General features: G+C 62.0%; 11 protein-coding genes. 5 read left to right on the top strand and 6 right to left on the bottom strand.

Going from position 1 to position 18,180, the window contains the following annotated elements; genetic code table 11:
- The 3 genes from AC07OO_RS01295 (at position 1) to AC07OO_RS01305 (ending at position 1,912) form a co-directional block, all read left to right on the top strand.
- Entirely contained in the window at positions 1 to 822 is an 822-nt protein-coding gene (locus AC07OO_RS01295; RefSeq protein WP_495080246.1) for a class I SAM-dependent methyltransferase, read from the top strand.
- Between the two features lie 121 nt (positions 823 to 943).
- Positions 944 to 1,288, top strand: a complete 345-nt coding sequence (locus tag AC07OO_RS01300) for a hypothetical protein (protein WP_495080247.1) — start codon at positions 944 to 946, stop codon at positions 1,286 to 1,288.
- Positions 1,289 to 1,291: 3 nt separating this feature from the next.
- The gene (locus AC07OO_RS01305) at positions 1,292 to 1,912 is read left to right on the top strand and encodes a redoxin domain-containing protein (protein WP_495080248.1); all 621 of its coding nucleotides are present in this window, start codon (positions 1,292 to 1,294) and stop codon (positions 1,910 to 1,912) included.
- Between the two features lie 140 nt (positions 1,913 to 2,052).
- Here AC07OO_RS01305 and AC07OO_RS01310 read toward each other — a convergent pair whose 3' ends face one another.
- The gene (locus tag AC07OO_RS01310) at positions 2,053 to 4,359 is read right to left on the bottom strand and encodes a heavy metal translocating P-type ATPase (RefSeq protein ID WP_495080249.1); all 2,307 of its coding nucleotides are present in this window, start codon (positions 4,357 to 4,359) and stop codon (positions 2,053 to 2,055) included.
- Between the two features lie 49 nt (positions 4,360 to 4,408).
- Between AC07OO_RS01310 and cadR the strand changes: the two genes are divergently transcribed.
- The gene (gene cadR, locus AC07OO_RS01315; RefSeq protein ID WP_495080250.1) at positions 4,409 to 4,840 is read left to right on the top strand and encodes a Cd(II)/Pb(II)-responsive transcriptional regulator; all 432 of its coding nucleotides are present in this window, start codon (positions 4,409 to 4,411) and stop codon (positions 4,838 to 4,840) included.
- Here cadR and AC07OO_RS01320 read toward each other — a convergent pair.
- The 3 genes from AC07OO_RS01320 to AC07OO_RS01330 all read right to left on the bottom strand — a co-directional run bounded on the left by AC07OO_RS01320 (position 4,837) and on the right by AC07OO_RS01330 (position 14,483).
- Positions 4,837 to 6,540 carry a response regulator gene (locus tag AC07OO_RS01320; RefSeq protein WP_495080251.1) on the bottom strand — a complete coding sequence of 568 codons (1,704 nt, stop codon included), beginning with the start codon at positions 6,538 to 6,540 and terminating at the stop codon, positions 4,837 to 4,839. The two genes, cadR and AC07OO_RS01320, sit on opposite strands and share 4 nt — an antisense overlap.
- Before the next feature lie 24 nt (positions 6,541 to 6,564).
- The gene (locus AC07OO_RS01325; protein ID WP_495081753.1) at positions 6,565 to 13,602 is read right to left on the bottom strand and encodes a HAMP domain-containing protein; all 7,038 of its coding nucleotides are present in this window, start codon (positions 13,600 to 13,602) and stop codon (positions 6,565 to 6,567) included.
- A 200-nt stretch (positions 13,603 to 13,802) separates the two neighbouring features.
- Entirely contained in the window at positions 13,803 to 14,483 is a 681-nt protein-coding gene (locus AC07OO_RS01330) for a hypothetical protein (RefSeq protein WP_495080252.1), read from the bottom strand.
- A 330-nt stretch (positions 14,484 to 14,813) separates the two neighbouring features.
- Between AC07OO_RS01330 and AC07OO_RS01335 the strand changes: the two genes are divergently transcribed.
- The gene (locus AC07OO_RS01335) at positions 14,814 to 15,620 is read left to right on the top strand and encodes a Crp/Fnr family transcriptional regulator (RefSeq protein WP_495080253.1); all 807 of its coding nucleotides are present in this window, start codon (positions 14,814 to 14,816) and stop codon (positions 15,618 to 15,620) included.
- On the opposite strand, the gene AC07OO_RS01340 is transcribed toward AC07OO_RS01335, so the two are convergent.
- On the bottom strand, positions 15,621 to 16,463 hold the full coding sequence (locus AC07OO_RS01340; protein ID WP_495080254.1) for an EAL domain-containing protein: 843 nt from the start codon (positions 16,461 to 16,463) through the stop codon (positions 15,621 to 15,623).
- Between the two features lie 177 nt (positions 16,464 to 16,640).
- Positions 16,641 to 18,110, bottom strand: coding sequence for an aminotransferase-like domain-containing protein (locus AC07OO_RS01345; protein WP_495080255.1), 1,470 nt, complete (start codon positions 18,108 to 18,110; stop codon positions 16,641 to 16,643).
- Positions 18,111 to 18,180 lie beyond the last annotated feature (70 nt).

An 18,180-nucleotide genomic window follows, 5' to 3' on the forward strand; every position in this document is an offset into this window, starting at 1 on the left:
ATGCACTCTGACTCCACCCCAGCGGCCGATACCGGCGCCCAATTGCGTTCCGCCTATGCACCCCAAGGGGGCGTAGGCACCATCTTCTCAAACAAGGTCACCGACTATGTGGCGTCGCGGCCCGACTATCCCGCAGCGCTGTTCGACGTACTGCGCAGCCACTGTCGCCTGCAACTGGGCGCCGTGGTCGCCGACATTGGCGCGGGCACCGGCCTGCTAACCCAGGGACTTGTGGCGCAGGGATACCGTGTTGCGGCCATAGAGCCCAATGCCGGCATGCGCGCAGCCGCCGACCATGCCTTGGCCCACCACCCCGGCTACAGCAGCGCCGATGGCACCGCCGAGCACATGCCCCTACCCACCGCGAGCGTGGACCTCATCACCGCTGCGCAAGCCTTCCATTGGTTTGACGTCGCCGCCGCGCGGACCGAGTGCCTGCGTGTGCTCAAACCCCACGGCGCCGTCGCATTGATCTGGAACGACCGCCTGGGCAATGACCCGCTACACATCGCGTTGGACGGCATCTTTGCGCAATACGGTGGTTCCAAGCGAAGTGCCATGCTGGCGCATGACGAGCGCGGAGAAGTGCCCGCCTTCTTCGGGCGCCACACACCGCTGGAGTTGACATGGCCCCATGAACACCACCTCAACGAAGCCGCTCTACTGAGCCTGGTTTTCTCCCGCTCCTACATGCCCACCCGCGACTCGGCAGCCGGACAGCAAGCCAGCCAGCAGGTGAGTGCGCTGTTTCAAAGCCTGGCAGGTGACGGGCGCGTGTCTGTGCGCTACACCACGGTAGCGATCATCGGCAGGCCGCAGTGACGCATGCCCGTAGGCGCCACGACAGGTCTTACATCCTTTCACACTTACGCCCAGTAGCAGAAAGCGCAAAATAGCTATCATCTCTTTGAAACTTTTCCCGTCTTCGCACCTCGAACCTGCCATGCATACCCTATCCAAAGCCCTGGCCGCCGTTTCACTTCTGACGATGTTGTTTGGTCCCGCAAGCGCAGAAGAGGCTGCCGAGGCGCCAGCCGCGAAATCCTCGCCGGGCGTCGTCGACAAGGTGGCCCATGCGGTCAAACGGGGGGCCAGCGCCACCGCCAACGGCATAGAACATGGTGTGAAGGCCGCGGCCAAGGGCATTGAGCGCGGCGCAAAGGCCGCAGCCAAAGGCATCGAGCATGGCGCAGAGGCCACTGGCAAGGCCGCCCACCGCGTGGCAAACAAGATTGGCGGCTCGTCCGAGGAGCCCGCACCTGCAGCAGCAACCGGCAAGGAGCAATAGGTGATGAAACAGACAACACTCGTCGCAGCAGCAGCGTTGGTTGCCGGTTTGTCCTGGGTCGGCAACGCGTCGGCCCAATCCCTGGTTGGTCAGGCCGCACCGCAGTTCTCCGCAGTGGACACCGCCGGTAAAGCCGTGTCGCTGTCAGATTTCAAAGGCAAATACGTGGTGCTGGAGTGGACCAACCCCGACTGCCCCTTTGTACAGAAGCATTACAACAGCGGCAATATGCAGGCCACGCAAAAGCACGCCAATGGCAAGGGCGTGGTCTGGCTATCAGTCAACACCACTGGCGGAGCTGCGCCGGACCCCAAGCTGGCGATGGTGTTGGCCGAATGGACCAAGGCGCAAAAGTCGGCAGCCACTACGCTGCTGATGGACAACGGCAAGCTCGGCCATGCCTATGACGCCCGCACCACACCGCACATGTTCCTGGTGGACCCAACCGGCAAGCTCGTCTATGCCGGTGCCATCGACAGCAAAGCCAGCACCAACCCCGGCGATATCGCCGGTGCCACCAACTATGTGACGCAGGCCATCGACGAGACGGCTGCCGGCAAACCGGTCAGCAAGCCGGTGACGGCGGCCTACGGTTGCTCTGTCAAGTACGCCAGCGCTGGTTGACCCCTCCTCGGCATCGGCAGGCGACTTGTGTACCGTGGGTAACGCGCCTACCGTACCCAAACCAGAGTAGCAATAGCGGCCGCAGCACCTGCGAGCACCACCAAACGCCCCACGATTCGTGTTGGAAAGCGCGTTGGGCTTCATTGCGCATGGGACTCCTTTGTTGCTTCAACGCCCGGCACGCGCAGCAGGCGCAGGCCATTGCCCACCACCAGCAAGCTGGCCCCTACGTCGGCAAACACCGCCATCCACATCGTGCCCATGCCGGCTATGGTCAAGACTAGGACTACCGCCTTGATACCCAGCGCCAGCGCTATGTTCTGCACCAACAGCGCATGCGTGCGGCGCGACAGGCGCACAAAGCGGGGCAGCTTGCGCAGGTCGTCGTCCATCAGGGCCACGTCGGCGGTCTCTATCGCGGTGCCCGTGCCGGCTGCGCCCATCGCAAAGCCGATACTGGCGCGCGCCAAGGCCGGGGCGTCGTTGATGCCGTCCCCCACCATGCCCACCGTCCCGCCGCGATCCATCTTGGCTGCGATGGCCTGCACCTTGTCCTCCGGCAGCAGATCACCGCGGGCCTCGTCTATGCCGACCTGCGTGGCAATGGCCGTCGCCGTATGGGCGTTGTCGCCGGTGAGCATGATGGTTTGCAGGCCCAGTGCGTGCAATTCGGCAATGGCCTGGCGGCTACCGGGCTTGACCGTGTCGGCCACGGCAAAGATGCCGAGCACACGCTGCGCGTCGGCCAGCAAAACGGCGGTCTTGCCCTGCTGCTCCAGGGCAGTCAGCTGGGCCTCCAACGCGTCGGAGCACAGGCCGCGCGCATGGACCAGGCGATGGTTGCCCAGGCAGTACGGTATGCCACCAATCTGGCCCTGTATGCCGCGCCCAGGCAGGGCCTCAAAGCCCTCCACATTCTGCAGCGCAAGGCCCTGGGTCTGTGCCGCCAGGGCCACGGCCTGCGATACCGGATGGTCCGAACGCGCCGCCAGACTAGCCGCCAGCGCCTGCACCGTGGGCACATCCATGCCATCGCAGGCCACAGCATCCGTCTGCACCGGTCGCCCCTGGGTGATGGTGCCGGTCTTGTCCAGCGCCAGCCATTGCAGTTTGCGCCCCTCTTCCAGGTACACGCCGCCCTTGACCAGAATGCCCTGGCGGGCTGCGGCCGCCAAGCCGCTGACAATGGTCACCGGCGTGGAGATCACCAGCGCGCAGGGGCAGGCGATGACCAGCAGGACCAATGCCTTGTAGATCCATGCGAACCAGTCGCCCCCCATGAAAAGCGGTGGCAATACCGCAACGGCGATAGCGATGGCAACCACTGCCGGCGTGTAGACCTGTGCGAACCGATCCACAAAACGCTGCGTAGGTGCCCGTGCACCCTGGGCAGCCTCTACCGCGTGGATGATGCGGGCCAACGTGCTATTGCCCGCAGTGGCCGTGACCATGTATTCGAACGAGCCCGACATGTTGATGGTGCCGGCAAACACGGTGTCGCCTTCGGCTTTTTCGACCGGCAAGCTCTCCCCGGTAATGGGCGCCTGGTTGATGCTGGAGGCCCCGCTGGCGATGCGTCCGTCCAACGCGATGCGTTCACCGGGCTTGATACGTACACGCGCACCCAAGGCCACGGTCTCGGCGTCAACCTCGACCCATGTTCCGTCGGGCTGCAAGACCGTGGCCTGCTCGGGCGCGAGCTGCATCAGACCCTGGATGGCATGGCGTGCGCGGTCCAGCGAACGGACCTCGATCCATTCGGCCACGGTGAATAGCACCATCACCATCGCCGCCTCGGGCCATTGGCCCAACAGCAGTGCGCCGGTCACGGCAATGCTCATCAGCGCGTTGATGTTGAGGTTGGCGTTGCGCAGCGCAATCCAGCCCTTCTTGTAGGTGCTCAGCCCGCAGATCAACACAGCGGCCAAAGCCAAGACGGCGACCAGCGCAGTGGGTTGATTCAACCAATGGGCGACTTCAGCTCCAAGGCCCATGGCGCCAGCCAACGCCATGGGCCACCAGGGCTTGGCAGGCTCGTTGGCGGGCCGTACAGTTGCAGCCTGCGCAGGGAGAATCTCGGGCGTAAAGCCCAAGCTGCGGATAGCGGCCAGGATGCGGTCTGCGGCTTGGGGCGCGTGGGCCACGGTCAGCACGCGCTGCACGAGGTTGAATTGCAGACCCTCTATTCCTTCCACGCCACTGAGTTTTTTGCGCAGCAGGGCTTCCTCCGTAGGGCAGTCCATTTGCAAAATACGTATGGCCGTGTTGTCCATGCCCTCGCGCAGCGGTAGCAAAGCGTCCATGGGCTGCGGCGTAGGCGACGAGGCGCAGCAACTTCCATGGTCATGGTCATGGTCATGCAGCGTGTGGCCGTGCTGCGCGTCGTGGTCGTGATGGTGATGGTGGTTATGGGTGGACATGGTCTTTTGGCAAGCAACTCGTCCCATTACACAACCTGAAGTTACTATAGAGTCAACAACTTTCTGGAGCAGTCCCATGAAAATCGGGGAATTGGCGCAACGGGCCCAATGCACCGTGGAGACAGTGCGCTACTACGAAAAGGCCGGCCTGCTGGCCGAGCCAGAGCGCACGGCGGGCAATTTCCGCATCTATGGGCCAACCCACCTGGAGCGCTTGCGCCTGGTGCGCAACTGCCGCGCGCTGGACATGAGCCACGAAGAAATCCATGCCCTGCTGAAGCTGGCCAAAGACAGTGGCGACGACTGCACCGCCATCAACACCGTTTTCGACCAGCACATGACCCATGTGGACGAGCGTATACGCGAACTGACGCAGCTTAAGCAGCAATTGAGCGCGCTACGCCAGCGCTGCGAGAGCGGCACAGGGGTAGACGCTTGCGGCATCCTGCAAGGCTTGGCCGCGATGGAGACCGGCGCGCAACTGGAGCGCCATACACACCTCGGCTAGCCTTGGACGGCGCCCAACTTGGCCTGCACCAGTTGGGCGATCACTTCTTCGAGTTCGGATAATGCCATGGGCTTGACGAAGTGCCGGTCAAAACCCGCCTGCTGCGACATCTGCTTGTCGCCCGGCTGGCCCCAGCCCGTGATGGCAACCACCATGCGCACCTCACCGGCGGGCAATGCGCGGATACGGCGACAGACCTCATAACCGTTGAGCTTGGGCATTCCGATATCGAGTAGCACCAAGTCCGGGTTGACGCGAACCACTTCGCGCACCGCCGCCTCGCCGTCATGCACCTGGTGGACCGCATGCCCCATGGCCTGCAGCAGAAACGCCAGCGTGCCGGCACTGTCTTCGTTGTCGTCCGCAACCAATATGCACAGCCCGCCAGAGGCCGCCGTCTGCACGGCTGTGCTGTCCGGCGGCTCAACAGGTTTCGCATCTTGGCAAGCTGCCATTGGCAGACGCACCACAAATTCGCTACCGTGCCCGATGCCAGAGCTGATGGCCTGGATGCTGCCGCCATGCAATTCAATCAAGCGCCGCGTCAATGTCAAGCCAACACCCAGCCCCCCACGTGAGCGCTCCGAGGCCGACTCCACCTGCGCAAACAGGTCAAACACCCCGTGCAGGCGATCCGCAGCAATGCCTATGCCGTGGTCCTTGACGGTCACCAGCACATCTTCGTTTTCCTGCTGCACCCGCAGCTCGATGGACCCGCGCGCATCTGTGTATTTGGCGGCGTTGTGCAGCAGATTGGTAAAAGCCTGCGCGAGCCGAATGGGATCGGCGACAAGCCACATCGCCTGTTCCGGCATCTCTACCGACAACTGGTGCCCGCACTCGTCGATGAAGGGTCGGCAGGCGGTCACGGCATCCCGTAGCACAGGCGCTAGCTCGACACGCTCCAACTGAAGGTCAATCTTGTTCTGGGTGATGCGCGCTGCGTCCATCAGGTCGCCGATCAGACGGGTCATGGTCTGTATCTGGCGGTCAATGATCTCGGAAGCCCAAACCAATTGGGGCGTCGTCCCGCCCTCCTGCCGCAGTATCTGCACCGCATTGCGTACCGGTGCCAGCGGATTGCGCAGTTCATGGGCCAGCATGGCCAGGAACTCATCCTTGCGCCGGTCGGCCTCACGCAGCTGTGCCTCGCGGGCCAACAAGGCTTCTGTCCGCTCCTGCACGCGCCGGTCCAGTGTGACATTGAGCTCGCTGAGGCGCGCTTCGGCCAGGCGCCGCTCCGCAACTTCATCCACCAAGGCCGCATTGGCACGTTCCAGAGCCACTTTCTTTCGGTGCAGCTCCGCAAAGATGGCGACCTTGGAGCGCAGCACGGCAGGATTCACCGGCTTGTGGAGGTAGTCCACCGCTCCGCTGGTGTAGCCCTCCAGAATGTGCTGGTCCTCGTTGTAGTAGGCCGTCAGAAAAATGATGGGGACCCGGGCCGTCTTTCTGCGCTCTTTGACCATATGTGCCAGCTCAAACCCGCTCATGCCGGGCATGCGCACATCGAGCACCAGCACGGCGAACTCGTCTGCCATCAGTGCCAACAGGGCTTCGTCACCAGACGACGCCCTCACCAATCGGTAGGCCGGGTCGTCCAGCACCGCCTCCAGGACCGCGAGGTTACGTGGCTCGTCGTCCACCAGCAAGACATTGACCTGCATTTCCGCCAGATCGCCCGGTGTTCTTCTCTGCATGCTATTTGCCATTGCCGCGCACCCTCAGCGGTAGAGCCAGACCCGCATCAACGACAGCAGTTGGTCCGTGTTCACCGGCTTGGCGATGTAATCGCTGGCACCGGCGTCCAGGCATTTCTCGCGGTCACCTTTCATGGCCTTGGCGGTCAGAGCCAGAATGGGGAGTGTGCGAAAGCGTGGCTGCTTGCGTATCTCGCGCATGGTCTCGTAGCCATCCATCTCGGGCATCATGATGTCCATCAGCACCATTGACAACTCGGCTGTTGTTTCAAGGATGTCAATGGCTTGGCGCCCGTTGGTCGCACTGATCACATTCACTTCATGGTTCTCCAGCACGGACGTCAATGCAAAGATGTTGCGCGCGTCGTCATCGACCACCAGCACACTGCGCCCGCGCAATATTTCTGCCGAGTTGTGCAGCCGGTCCAGCATGGCCTGCTTATGGGGTGGTAGCGCGGTGACGACGCGGTGCAAAAACAAGGAGGTTTCGTCCAACAAGCGCTCCGGCGACTGCACATCTTTGAGCACGATGCTCTTGGCCATGGACTGCAAGCGGGACTGCTCGTCCTTGCTGAGGTCCTTGCCCGTGAACACCACCACCGGCACCGACGCCAGTTTCGGGTCGGCCTGAACCTGTTCCAGCAAATCAAAGCCACTCATGTCCGGCAGGCGCAGGTCCAGCACAACGCAGTCAAAACTCTTCGCACGCATGGCCGCCAAGGCCGCACCACCACTGCCCACTGCGACCGTCTCAATGTCGGCTTCGTCGAGCAACTCCACCACCGCATCGCGCTCAACACCATTGTCTTCCACCACCAAAAGGCGCTTGGTGCGTGGCGCGGTGAATTCCTTGATACGCTCGAAGGCGGCCTCCAGGTTGTCGGTCGTGGGCTCTTTGACCAGATAGGCATACGCCCCGTGTGAGAGACCATGCTGCCGCTCTTCTTCCAACGACAGAATCTGCACGGGGATGTGGCGCGTGTCCGGATCCAGCTTGAGCTGGTTCAGCACAGTCCAACCCAGCATGTCGGGCAGAAAAATGTCCAAGGAGATCGCGGTGGGCCGGTACTGACGGGCCAGCACGAGGCCGTGAGCGCCTTTGGTGGCAACAATGCCCTTGAAGCCCTTGTCGCGCGCCAGGCCCAGCAAGATGCGCGCGTAATGGGGGTCATCCTCAATGATCAGCAAGGACGGATCACCCGAGGACATATCGTCCCGGTCGTCCGCGATGTGCTCCTCCCGCGTCGACTGCAGTGCAATCACCGAGTGTCCCCCAATGGATGGCTCCTGCACGGTCTTTGCAGCCACAATGCCTTCCGCCCCGGCGTAGTGCAACGGCAGATACAGCGTGAACACGCTGCCCTCACCATGCACGCTGGTCAGCCGAATCTCACCACCCAATAACACAGCCAACTCACGGCTGATCGCCAGGCCCAGGCCGGTACCTCCGTACTTGCGCGATGTGCCGGCATCGGCCTGTTGGAAAGCTTCAAAAATGAGGCGCTGCTTCTCCGGTGCAACGCCAATGCCGGTGTCTTCCACGGCAAAGGACACCACCTGCTGTGCCTGCCGCAGTACCGGATGGTCGGCCGTCCAGCCCCGCGTTGCCAGCCCCACGCGCACCTCCACCTGCCCCTGCGACGTGAACTTGACCGCGTTGGACAGCAGATTCTTCAGAATCTGCTGCAAGCGCTTGGGGTCACTGTCCATGGCACGCGGCAGGTTGTCGGCGAAATTGATGTGGAATGGCAGACTCTTGGCCTCGGCAACGTGGCGGAAATTGCGGTCTATGTTGTCGCGCAGGCCCGAGAAGGAAATCTCTTCAATTTCCACCGTCACGGTGCCCGACTCGATCTTCGACAAGTCCAGGATGTCGTTGATCAGGTGCAGCAAGTCCGTGCCGGAGGAATTGATATTGCGCGAGAACTCAACCTGCTTGCCCGAAAGATTGCCCGGCGCGTTTTCCGCTAGCTGCTGGCTCAGGATCAAGATCGAATTGAGCGGCGTGCGCAGCTCGTGCGACATATTGGCCAGAAATTCTGACTTGTACTTCGACGTCAACGCCAATTCCGACGCCTTCTCTTCCAGCGCGCCGCGTGCCTGCTCCACCTCGGCGTTCTTGCGTTCCACCTCGGCATTCTGCTCGGCCAACAAGCGCGCCTTGGTGCCCAACTCTTCATTCGTTTGCTGCAACTCGCTCTGGCGCGACTGCAATTCCGCCGTCAATTGCTGAGACTGCGTGAGCAGCCCTTCCGTGCGCATCGTCGCTTCAATGGTGTTGAAGACAGCGCCAATATTCATTGCCAATTGGTCCAGAAAGTTCAGATTGACAACCGAGAACGGATGCAAAGAGGCCAGTTCAATAACCGCTTTGGTCTGGTTTTCAAACAGCACCGGGAGCACAACGACGCTGACCTCGCTGGACCGCCCCAGACTGGATGCAATGGTTACAAAATCGGGAGGCGCATTGGTCAACAGGATGCGCTTCTTCTCCAGGGCGCATTGGCCCACCAGCCCTTCGCCGAGGCGTAGCCGGCCCGCCAGACGGACGCTACCGTCCTGCGCATAACTCGACAGCAGTGCAAGCTCGCTGGTGCTTCCCTCTGTATTGAAGTGGTACACCGTGCCCTGGTGCGCACCCACCAGCGCGGCCAGTTCGGACAGCAGCATTTGCCCCACGGTGTTGAGTTCGCGCTGACCCTGCAGCATGCCGGTGAACCGCGCCAGATTGGTCTTCAGCCAGTCCTGCTCGCGGTTGCTTTCCGTGGTCTCGCGCAGGTTTGAGATCATCGTGTTGATGTTGTCCTTGAGTTCGGACACTTCGCCCTTGGCATCCACCTGGATGGAGCGGGTCAAGTCACCCTTGGTCACCGCGGTGGCCACCTCTGCAATGGCCCGCACCTGCGTGGTCAAGTTGGCGGCCAACAGATTCACGTTACCCGTCAAATCCTTCCAGGTACCGGCCGCGCCGGGCACATTGGCCTGGCCACCCAGTCGGCCATCCACCCCCACTTCGCGCGCCACATTGGTCACCTGGTCGGCAAAGATGGCCAGCGTATCCGTCATGCCGTTGATGGTGTCGGCTAGAGCCGCCACCTCGCCCTTGGCCTGCACGGTCAGGCGCTGCGTCAGGTTGCCGTCGGCCACAGCCGTCACGACCTTCACAATGCCGCGCACCTGCTCGGTCAGGTTGGAGGCCATGAAGTTCACGTTGTCGGTCAAATCCTTCCAGGTGCCGCCCACGCCACCGACCTGGGCTTGACCGCCCAACTTGCCCTCGGTACCCACCTCTCGGGCAACCCGCGTCACCTCGCCGGCAAAGGAGTTCAACTGGTCCACCATGGTGTTGATGGTGTTCTTCAGCTCCAGGATTTCACCCTTCACGTCCACGGTGATCTTGCGGTTCAAGTCGCCGCGTGCCACGGCGGTCGTCACCTCGGCAATATTGCGCACCTGTGACGTCAGATTGGCACCCATGGTGTTGACCGAGTCGGTCAAATCCTTCCAGGTACCGGCCACGCCCGGCACCACGGCCTGCACGCCCAGCCGGCCTTCGGTGCCCACCTCGCGGGCCACGCGCGTCACCTCAGACGCGAAGGAGCGCAACTGCTCCACCATGGTGTTGATGGTTTCTTTCAACTGCAGAATTTCACCGCGCACGTCCACGGTAATCTTCTTGGACAAGTCGCCATTGGCCACCGCAATCGTCACATCCGCAATATTGCGCACCTGGCCCGTCAGATTGGAGGCCATGGAGTTGACGTTATCGGTCAAGTCCTTCCACGTGCCGGCTACGCCCGGCACGGCGGCCTGGCCGCCCAGCTTGCCTTCGGTACCCACCTCGCGGGCCACCCGGGTCACTTCGGACGCAAAGGCCGACAGCTGGTCCACCATGGTGTTCATGGTTTCCTTGAGTTGCAGGATTTCACCTTTCACATCCACCGTGATCTTGCGGCCCAAATCGCCCCGCGCAATGGCAGTGGCCACGTCGGCAATATTGCGCACCTGGCCGGTCAGATTGTTGGCCATGGAGTTGACGTTATCGGTCAAATCCTTCCACGTGCCGGCCACGCCCGGCACCTGGGCCTGGCCGCCCAGCTTGCCATCGGTACCCACCTCGCGCGCCACGCGGCTCACTTCGGCCGCGAAAGAGCGCAACTGGTCCACCATGGTGTTGATGGTTTCTTTCAGTTCCAGAATTTCGCCGCGCACGTCCACGGTGATCTTTTTGGACAAGTCCCCATTGGCCACGGCAATCGTCACCTCGGCAATATTGCGCACCTGGCCGGTCAGGTTGGCGGCCATGGAATTCACGTTGTCGGTCAAATCCTTCCAGGTGCCGGCCACACCTTCCACTGCCGCCTGGCCACCGAGCTTGCCGTCGGTACCCACTTCGCGTGCCACGCGGCTCACTTCGCCGGCAAAGGCATTCAACTGGTCGACCATGGTGTTCATGGTCTGTTTGAGCTGCAGGATCTCGCCCTTGACCTCGACCGTGATCTTGGACGACAGGTCTCCCTTGGCAATGGCCGTGGCCACGTCCGCAATATTGCGCACCTGGCCTGTGAGGTTGGACGCCATGAAGTTCACGTTGTCGGTCAAGTCCTTCCATGTGCCCGCCACGCCCGGCACAGCGGCCTGACCGCCCAGCTTGCCTTCGGTGCCCACCTCACGGGCGACCCGCGTCACTTCGGAGGCAAAGCCGTTCAACTGGTCCACCATGGTGTTGATGGTGTTCTTCAGCTCCAGGATTTCACCCTTCACCTCCACGGTGATCTTGCGGCTCAAATCGCCGCGCGCCACGGCGGTGGTCACGTCGGCAATATTGCGCACCTGGCCCGTCAAATTGTTGGCCATGGAGTTCACGTTGTCGGTCAAATCCTTCCACGTGCCGGCCACGCCGCGCACCTGGGCCTGGCCACCCAGCTTGCCGTCCGTGCCGACTTCGCGTGCCACCCGCGTAACCTCGCCCGCAAAACCGTTCAACTGGTCCACCATGGTGTTGATGGTGTTCTTCAGCTCCAGGATTTCGCCCTTCACGTCCACGGTGATCTTCTTGGACAAGTCGCCGTTGGCCACCGCGGTTGCCACATCGGCAATATTGCGCACCTGGGCCGTCAGGTTGGACGCCATGGAGTTGACGTTGTCCGTCAAATCCTTCCAGATGCCAGCTACGTCCAGCACCTGGGCCTGACCGCCCAGGGCGCCCTCGGTGCCGACCTCGCGTGCCACCCGGCTCACCTCACCCGCAAAGCCATTCAACTGGTCCACCATGGTGTTGATGGTGTTCTTCAATTCCAGAATTTCGCCGCGCACGTCGGCGGTGATCTTCTTGGACAAATCCCCCCGTGCCACCGCCGTGGTCACCTCGGCGATGTTGCGCACCTGGCCGGTCAGGTTGGACGCCATGAAGTTCACCGAGTCGGTCAAGTCCTTCCACGTACCCGCCACGCCGGGCACAGCGGCCTGGCCGCCCAGCTTGCCTTCGGTACCGACTTCGCGCGCAACCCGCGTCACTTCCGACGCAAAACCATTCAACTGGTACACCATGGTGTTGATGGTGTTCTTCAGCTCCAAGATTTCGCCCTTCACGTCCACCGTGATCGTCTTGGACAGGTCGCCATTGGCCACGGCGGTGGTCACTTCCGCAATATTGCGGACCTGCCCCGTCAGATTGGATGCCATGAAATTCACGTTGTCGGTCAAGTCCTTCCAGGTGCCCGCCACGCCGGGCACCTGGGCTTGGCCACCGAGCTTGCCTTCGGTGCCGACCTCGCGGGCGACGCGCGTGACCTCAGACGCAAAGCCGTTCAATTGGTCAACCATCGTGTTGATGGTCTCCTTCAGCGCCAGAATTTCTCCCTTGACCTCCACGGTGATCTTGGAGGAGAGGTCGCCCTTGGCAATGGCCGTGGCCACACCCGCAATATTGCGCACCTGACCGGTCAGATTGGACGCCATGGAGTTGACGGAGTCCGTCAAGTCCTTCCAAGTCCCCGCAATGCCCGGCACTTGCGCCTGCCCGCCCAGCTTGCCCTCCGTGCCGACCTCACGCGCCACGCGGGTGACTTCGGCCGAAAAGCCGTTGAGCTGGTCCACCATCGTATTGATGGTTTCCTTGAGCTCCAGGATTTCGCCCTTCACATCCACGGTGATCTTTCGGCTCAGATCGCCACGTGCGACGGCGGTCGTCACGGTGGCAATGTTGCGCACCTGCAGCGTCAGGTTGTTCGCCATGGAGTTGACCGAGTCCGTCAAATCCTTCCAGGTACCGGCTACACCGGGTACGACAGCCTGACCACCCAGCCGGCCATCGGTACCGACTTCCCGCGCGACCCGCGTCACTTCAGACGCGAAGGAGCGCAATTGGTCGACCATCGTATTCGTGGCCTCCTTCAATTGCAGAATTTCACCGCGTACATCCACCGTGATTTTTTTGGACAAGTCGCCATTGGCCACCGCAATCGTCACATCGGCAATATTGCGAACCTGCGCGGTCAGGTTGTCGGCCATCTGGTTGACCGAATCGGTCAGGTCCTTCCACACACCGGACACACCCCGCACCTGGGCTTGCCCGCCGAGCTTGCCTTCGGTTCCTACCTCGCGGGCCACCCGCGTCACCTCGGATGTGAACACGGCCAGCTGCTCAATCATCGAATTGACGAGCTTGGCCGAGCGCAGGAATTCGCCTTTCAACGCGCGCCCGTCCACTTGCAAATCCATGGACTGGCTGAGATCACCTTTCGCCACGGCACCAATCGTGCGCGCGATGTCGATCGTGGGCCGCACCAGGTCGTCAATCAGGGTGTTCAGGGAATCGACTTGCTCCACCCATCCACCCGAGGCGCCGGGTACCGACATGCGCTGCGATAGCCGCCCTTCCTTGCCTACCGTGGCGCTGACACGAAAAGCCTCTTGCGTGATGCGTCTGGCATTGCCTATGGTTCTGTTGAACACCTCTGCAATGCGGCCTTCGGTGCCTGCCCAGTCCACCGGCAAGCGGACCGTGAAATCACCCTCCTCAAACGCCGTGAGTGCCGCCAATATCTGGCGCGAGCGCATCTCGCTGGGCTCTTGGGTCAATGAATGTGCAAGCGTTTGTGTCTCGCTTCCCGCAAGGGCTTTTTTGGCCGGCTTTGGGGGTGCCGTAACCGACTTTTTCTTTGGAATGGTCTTCTTGGGCTTTGCTTGAACGGCCTGATCCATAGCGTCTCCGTAGATAAAAGTGCCGGGGGTTCCGGCGCAGGCTCAGTCGGTGCCGGCTACAGGCCGCCCAGACGGGGCGACTGAACAAGGGACATCTTGACCAACCCATCGGGATGGCGCGTGAACCGAACGCCGTGGGCGCTCGCAAGCAGCTGAACGTCTTCCCACGTAATCAGACGGTAGGCCCCTTGCTGTGCACCAGACTCCCCGCCACCGGGGCACACATGCATGGCAATCTCCACGCCACTGGCGGCACCGGTCAGCGCCAGCTCTATGGTGTTCATGCCCTGGGCTTGGTCGGTGGCGGCAAACAACGCGGCCGTCACCACCTCGCGCAGCGCACATTGGTTCACCTGCACATTCATCTTGGGCTCTTCGTATTGGAAGACAAAGCCACGGAACGAGAAATTGCTGCGCACATTGGACAGGCACTCGTTGAAGCCCTGCACGGCATCGGCGGTCAGATCGGAATCGGCCGTCAACCAGGAGACCACATCCAGGCAGGATGCAATCGATGTATGCACCAGGCGATTGGCTTGGTCGACGGCATCGTGCATGGCCGCGACATCCACCGGAGCCGCGTTCAACCGGTGGTGCATGACCTGGCAGATCATGCTCAAGGGTTGCAGATTGACCACCAGATGGTGGCGGAATACAAAGCCCAACCGACGGATCAGTGCGTACCGAGAGGCCTCACTTTTGGTGGCATCTACGGACGGGGATATTTGCGCAAGCATGGCTCACCTCCCTTGTATCCACTCCACTTTACATCATCCACCGCGTTTTGCGCAGCGTGGCTTGTTTGCGGGCCACCAACCCTCGCCCGCTCAGCGCAAGCTCGGTGGTTCTGGTCGGCATCGGCTTGCACCGTGCAGCTACTATAAATATAGCAATATCATCAATATTGACGAGGGCTAGAGGCCTATTTTTAATATCAACCCGGTCAATAAACCCATAATGGGTAGAATTTACCCTAGGGCTAACCCCAGCGACGGGTTTGACAATGTAACAAGCCTCTTGAGCGCACCACGCAAGGCTACACTGCTCGCTTGTTTTGAGGAGTTCCATTGCCCCCGGTTCCACCCGCCGCCAACGGCTACGTCTACACCCGCCTGCGCCGCCTGGGCCTGTCGGAGGCGCTGGCTGCGCAGACCGCGCCCAGCGTGAAGGTGCAATCCTTCACGGCAGGCACCAAGATCTGGACCAAGGGTGGTGAGGTGCAGCACTGGCAGTACATCATGAACGGCCTGGTGTCGGCCGCCATCCCCACCACCAACTCCGAGTCCACCCCCATATCCATCTACGGCAAGGGCGCATGGTTTGGTGAACAGTCCATCATCAACCGCAAACCCAGCTTTGCTGACTATGTGTGCCTGACCGCCACCGAGGTCTTGCGCATGCCGGCCAGCACCTTTGACGCGCTGTTCGGCCAGGAGCCCGAGTTCGCCCGTTATGTGGCCAAGCTGATGGCCTGGCGGGTGCAGAAGACATCCGAAACACTGACGTTGATGAAGCTGGGCAACCCCTGCCTGCGCGTGGTGATGGGACTGGCCCAGTTTGCCGAGGCGCTGGCCTACCGCTCGGAGCGCCCTCCCACGGTGGCCATGGGCGAAGGGGTGGAGATTCCGATTGCGCAGAACACGCTGGCATCACTGTGCGGTGTATCACGCACCTTGTTTTCGGAATATGTGCAGCAATTGGCCCAGCAGGAATGGCTAAAGCTGCACTACGGCAAGCTGGAGATATTGAACATCACCACCTGGCACCGTTTTGCGCGCCGGCAGCGCGAGGACAGCGTCAGCAACCTCAACCCGACGATTGCCGAGTTGCTGGAAGTGCTGCGTGTGTTGAACCAGATGCAGCCCGCGCCTTAACTAAAAGCTCACAGCGGTCAGCACCGACTTGGCCCGCAGGTTCAGGCTGGTGATGGGGTCCGGCGCGGGGCTTCCCAGGAAGTAGCCCTGGCCCAGGTCCACGCCCAAGCGGCGCAGGGCGCGCAGTTCGGCCTCGACCTCTACCGCTTTCGCCAGCAGCAGGCATTCGTGGTTCTGGGCTTGGCGTACCAAGCTGGCCACCATGGCGCTGTTGTCGGCATCCGAATCCACCTTTTGCGTCCAACGCGGGGCCATCTTGACGATGGTGGGGAGCACTTTGGCCCACACCCGCATGCCCGACTCGGAGACCTTGAAGTCATCCAGCGAGACACTCATACCGGCCGCACGCAGGGGCTCTAATGCCTCGACCAGGGTCGTGACGCTGGAGACGCGGGTGTAGCCTGTGATGTCCAGTCCCATGCGCCGGGGTTGCAGCTTATGCTTGCGCAGCACTTGCAGCAGCATGTCGATACCACCTTCCGACTGCTTGAGATCGACCAGGGTCTGCGCGCTGAAATTGACGAACACCTGGCCGCCGGGCCGGTCGGCCAACCAGTGTTCAATGGCCAGCTCCATGCAGCCCATTTCGAATTCCCGCTGGCAGTGCTGCTGCTTGGCTGCACCCAGCAGGTCCTCGTAGCTCATTTCCCCCACGCTGCGCGGCACGCGTATCAGTGCCTCGTGGCCCATGACGGCGCCGGTGCGCAGGTCCACCATGGGTTGAAACACCACCGTCAGCGACTTTTTTTCCAGCAGCGCGCTGACCTTGGGTAGGCCATTGCTTTGCTCCCCGCCGCGGCGGGCGCTCCACCAGTGTTGAATGTTTTGGGTCCAGAGGCGCATGGAGGGAGTCTTCATTTCGGTCAGAGAGGTGAAAAAGTGAGCGGGGCCCGTGCGTGACAGCTTCAATGACACGATTACAAACAAATGCCCCACTGCCGACAAACCCAACCGTCCACCGCTGAACAATTCTGACAAAAATGTTCCAAAAAAAGCCAAAAATGGGCCGCTATGGACCGATTAGGTCCGTCCTGGCAGGGCTGCCGCCAGTTTTCCTAGCGTTTTGATGCCCTGCTCCATGTCACGACCCCAGGGGCGTGCCACATTCAGTCGCATAAAGTGACCAAATTTGTTTGCGCCCGAAAACAGTGCACCCGGCGTGAACGCAATGCCCCGCGCAACCGCCTGACGCAGCAGGGCCAAGGTGTCCGTGTGTTCGGGCAGCTCAATCCACAACCACCAGCCGCCCGCCGGGCTCACCACCTGGGTGCCCGCCGGGAAGTGCTGGCGCACGGCCTGCGCGGCCAGGGGCACATGGGTCGCCAGGTGGGCGCGCAGCTTGCGCAGATGCAGGGGCATGCCCCCACCCTGCATGAATTCGGCCAGCACGGCCTGGTCAAACAGCGGCGTAATCAAGGAGTTGCTGAGCTTCAGCGACTCGATGCGCGTCTGGTAGCGCCCGCCCGCTACCCAGCCCACGCGAAAAGCCGGCGCCACGCTCTTGCTGCACGAGCCGCAATAGATGACGCGGCCCTGCCGGTCCCAGGCCTTGATCGGCTGGGGGCGCTCTTGCTGGGGCGTGGTGGCATGCAGCAGGTCGCCAAATACATCGTCTTCAACCAGCGCGATGTTGTGCTGCTCGACCAGCTTGAGCAGGCGCTTCTTGTTCTTCTCGGGCATGGTGCAGCCCAAGGGGTTTTGAAAATTGGGCATGGCCACCACGGCCCGCACGCCGGGGTGGTGCTCCAGGGCATACTCCAGCGCCTCCAGGCTGATGCCGCTGCCGGGCACGCAAGGCACCTCTACCGCCTTCAGGCCCAGGTTCTCCACCATTTGCAGCAGGCCAAAGTACACCGGTGATTCGACGATGACCGCGTCCCCCGGCTGGGCCACGGCGCGCAGCGCCACGCTCAGGGCCTCGGTGCTGCCGTTGGTCACCAGCAGTTCCTCCTGCCGCAAATCCACGCCGCACTGGGCCAGGTTCTGTACCAATTGATCCTTGAAAACCGGCAGCCCCGTGCCGGTGGGATAGACGCCTATGGCCAAAGGGTCGTTGCGCAGTTGGCGCTGGGCAATGCGGGCCAGGGCCTCGCAGGCATACCACTCGGGCGCTGCGTTGGCCAGGTGCAGGCCCAGGTGCAGGGGCTGCGCAGTCAGCGAATACAGCTCGGTCATGCGGTGCTGCAAGGACACCAGCTTGTCGTATTCCACCGGCGCCCGCGCTGGGGGCTTGCGGGCCGCGTTGTCGGCCGCACGCCGCTGCGTTGTCTGCAAGGCCTTCCAGTCGGCCACATACATACCCGACTTGGAGCGGGCCTGCACCAGGCCCAGGCTCTCCAGGTAGCGGTAGCAACGGGTGGTGGTGGACACGCTGACGCCTTGCGCGGCGGCATAGCTGCGCACCGAGGGCAGGCGCTCGCCGATGGCGTAGCGGTGGGCCTTGATGTCCGCCATCAAGGAGTGGGCGAGTTGCTGGTAACTGTGCTGCATGACAGATTTTTAAATTGCGAATCTGTACAGCATATGCGATGGGCGTCTGCCCGCCCGCAATGGGGCGTTG

The organism is Rhodoferax sp. GW821-FHT07G04, assembly GCF_059418585.1.

Excerpts from the sequence above, each read along its gene's own strand:
- AC07OO_RS01295 (WP_495080246.1), top strand. The coding sequence starts at position 1 with ATGCACTCTGACTCCACCCCAGCGGCCGATACCGGCGCCCAATTGCGT.
- AC07OO_RS01300 (WP_495080247.1), top strand. The coding sequence starts at position 944 with ATGCATACCCTATCCAAAGCCCTGGCCGCCGTTTCACTTCTGACGATG.
- AC07OO_RS01305 (WP_495080248.1), top strand. The coding sequence starts at position 1,292 with ATGAAACAGACAACACTCGTCGCAGCAGCAGCGTTGGTTGCCGGTTTG.
- AC07OO_RS01310 (WP_495080249.1), bottom strand. The coding sequence starts at position 4,359 with ATGGGACGAGTTGCTTGCCAAAAGACCATGTCCACCCATAACCACCAT.
- cadR (WP_495080250.1), top strand. The coding sequence starts at position 4,409 with ATGAAAATCGGGGAATTGGCGCAACGGGCCCAATGCACCGTGGAGACA.
- AC07OO_RS01320 (WP_495080251.1), bottom strand. The coding sequence starts at position 6,540 with ATGCAGAGAAGAACACCGGGCGATCTGGCGGAAATGCAGGTCAATGTC.
- AC07OO_RS01325 (WP_495081753.1), bottom strand. The coding sequence starts at position 13,602 with ATGCGCTCGCGCCAGATATTGGCGGCACTCACGGCGTTTGAGGAGGGT.
- AC07OO_RS01330 (WP_495080252.1), bottom strand. The coding sequence starts at position 14,483 with ATGCTTGCGCAAATATCCCCGTCCGTAGATGCCACCAAAAGTGAGGCC.
- AC07OO_RS01340 (WP_495080254.1), bottom strand. The coding sequence starts at position 16,463 with ATGCGCCTCTGGACCCAAAACATTCAACACTGGTGGAGCGCCCGCCGC.
- AC07OO_RS01345 (WP_495080255.1), bottom strand. The coding sequence starts at position 18,110 with ATGCAGCACAGTTACCAGCAACTCGCCCACTCCTTGATGGCGGACATC.